This is a genomic window from uncultured Bifidobacterium sp., from assembly GCF_963540075.1.
Taxonomy (GTDB): domain Bacteria; phylum Actinomycetota; class Actinomycetes; order Actinomycetales; family Bifidobacteriaceae; genus Bifidobacterium.
The window spans coordinates 1-3005 of the sequence record NZ_CAUTOG010000084.1; the positions used below are offsets into that span (position 1 = coordinate 1).

Genomic DNA, 3005 nt, shown 5'->3' on the forward strand with positions numbered 1-3005 from the left:
CATCCGGCGTGACGAGGACGTAGTCCGGCGCCACGCAGGTCTGTCCGGCGTTGATGAAGCGCCCCCAGGCGATGCGGCGAGCGGCGACCTCGAGATCGGCGGATCCGTCGACGAACACCGGCGACTTCCCTCCAAGCTCGAGGGTCACGGATGTCAGACGCCGTGCGGCGGCGGCCATGACGATCGACCCCACTCTGCCCGACCCGGTATAGAAGACATGGTCGAAGGGCTGCGCGAGGACCTCGGTGGCCACGTCGGGTCCACCCTGGATGACGGCGAAGGCCCTGGGGTCGAGATAGCGTTTCACGAGCTCCGACAGAACGGCGCTGGTGCGCGGCGAGAGCTCCGAAGGCTTGAGACAGACGCAGTTCCCCGCGGCGATGGCGTCCGCCATGGGTTCGAGGCTGAGGAGCACCGGGTAGTTCCATGGCGAGATGACCAGGGCCACGCCCTTGGGCTCGGCGACGGTCCAGCCGGCCGCGGGCTGCAGCAGCCAGTGCATCGGCACCGGACGTCGGGCCGTCCATCGTCCCAGTCTGGGAAGGATGAAGCGGATCTCCTCGAGAACGAGATCGATCTCCATGAGCATCGCCTCGGCGGCGGGCTTTCCCAGATCGGCGTGGATTGCCCGGCAGATGGTGCCGGCGTTCTCGCGCAGCATCCGCGTCATGGCCTTCAGCTGCGAGCGCCGCCATCCCAGGGACCTGGTGCGTCCCGATCGGAACGTCTGATGAAGCGCCGCGACCGAACGCCTCGGGTCCCGAGACCGGGCGACGGCGATATGCAAGCCTTCGCGGGGGCTCGAAGGAGCCGATGCCGAGAGCGTTTCTTCGACATCCGTCGTAGGGACTTCCCCCGGACTCATATCCGGTTCCCCGACATGATCGACATCATCGGCCATCGTTCCGTCGCCCATTCGAGCTCCCGCCCATCCGTGCATCGGATCCTCCTCCCGACGAGGTTCCAGATCCGCTTCGGTGCCTGCCATGGCCACACGGCCCTCGCCGATCAACGGTACTCGTTCATCCAGGGCCAGACGTTACGGACCGCATTCTCAGCCCGTAACGTCCACGCCTGTTGGCGCTGCACGCTCCACCAGTCCCGCCGACACGGAACGTTCGGGCGCGTCAGCGATTTCAGCGAGGAGGACGACGACCGACCATTCGACGCAGCAGAAGGAGCCCGAGGGCCAGTGCCAGAACCACGGACGCCACCAGCACATGCCTCCAGACCGAGCCGGCCCCCGTCACGGGTAGAGCGACGTCCGGTACCGCGGTGACGGTGACGACCTCTCCCGGGACTCCGAGTTCATGGGAGGCCAGGATGTCGCCGGCCGCCGACACCACGGCCGCCTTCCAGAACACGAGACCCGTCGAAGGAGATCGCACGTCCGGGCTTCGGGCGAGGCAGACGGAGTCCTCACCGTCGTTCCCGTCGTCGGCGGCTCCGTTCGCATCGCCCTCGGACGCGACCGAGCATTCGATGCGCACATGGGCGGCGTCCAGCAGCCTGTCGGTGTCGGGACCGGGCATCTCGCCATGCCCCACGGCCGCATAGGCGGTGAACTCCACCGTCGCCCCGGCCGGGACGCTCCCGGTCACCCGGGCGACATCATGGAAGGGCTCGTTCACGCGGACCCGCTCCGGATCGACGGCCGTGACGATGGAGAGGGCCGGAATCTCGGGCTCATCCGCCGGTACGACGCGCACCCTTTCCCAGGGGTCGTCATAGGCGCTGGACGACGGCATCACCCGGTCGTCGCCCGCGAAGCTCCAGACGAAGACGTACCAGCCGTGGTCCTCGGCGATGATGCGGACGGGCTTCCCGTGGATGTCGGGCGCACCTCCGCCCACCCGCAGCTCGCCGTTGCCCGCCGGATACTCCCACGTCTCCACCAGTCGATGATGCTCGTCCTGGGCAGGGGCGGACGGTCCATCCGGACGGAAGGAATCCGTCGCCGACGGATCGTCCGCATCCCCCGCCCACCACAGGCTCACACGAGCGACGGGCTCGTCCGCGGCAAGATCCCATGCGTCATCGCCTTCGAAGGAGCCATGGTCGTCAGGGAAGCCCGACACGGTGATGACGTCCTCGATCTCGGCGCCGATCCGTACCTCATGCTCCGTCACCGAGGATTTCACCGTCGGCCGAGCACGGACCGACACGGTCTCCGGCATCTCCAGGAAGGGGGTGACCACATCCGCGAGCACGAAGTCCTCCGCGGCGTCGCTGAGCGATTCCCTGCTGAAGGCCCAGACCCATGTGCCCAGACCCGCGCCGGAAGTCCGATATGGCGTCGTCCCACCGGGCTCGGTGACCGCCTGCACGGTGACGCTCTGACCGGCGGAGGCGAACAAGGCCCGGCCGTACCCCACCGGGGCGAACCCCCGGTTCTCGAGTCGGGCAAGGAACTCGGGAGCGGTCTCATCCGGATCGGGCGAGACGCCCTCGCCGAACATTCCCCAGGGAAGCCCCTCGAAATACCAGCCCTCGGCCTCGAGCTCCAGCCCGGCGACCCATCCTGCCGGGTTCTCCACCACGCCCACGCTGACCTCGTCCTCCACCGTGGAGCCCTGATCAAGGACTCGCGCGGGGACACGGGTGGCCAGGGAGGGAACGAAATCCTTGCGGACGAAGAACACCTCGATATCCGACGCGACGGAGGGGGATCCCACACGCACGAAGTCCTGCGAGCTCACGGCCCGCTCCACCCGCCCTCGGGAGAAGGAGGCCTCGACGGTCATCGTCCCCGCGTCCTCCGCCGTCCACGCATGCTCCGTCCAATCCGCCGCCGAGACCCCGGTCACGACGGAGACTCCGCCGTCGAAGGAGGCAGGACCGTCCAGGGACACCTCATAGGGGACGGCGACCACGGGCTCGCCCAGAGAATTGACCACCAGAACCCTCACCGACCCGCTGAAGGAACCCTCACCGACCACCTGCTCGACCCTGATCTCCAGAGGAGCCAGACGTGCCGATTCCTCCCAGAGCTCGTCAACGCGGGT

Annotated in this window: 2 protein-coding genes; both read right to left on the reverse strand. The window is 67.9% G+C overall.

The features are described from left to right. On the reverse strand, window positions 1-988 hold a 988-nt coding region (locus RWX87_RS06745), incomplete at its 3' end, for an aldehyde dehydrogenase family protein (protein ID WP_314688835.1). Between the two features lie 148 nt (window positions 989-1136). Beyond that, a partial coding sequence (locus RWX87_RS06750; protein ID WP_314688836.1) for a peptidase occupies window positions 1137-3005 on the reverse strand: 1869 nt, incomplete at its 5' end.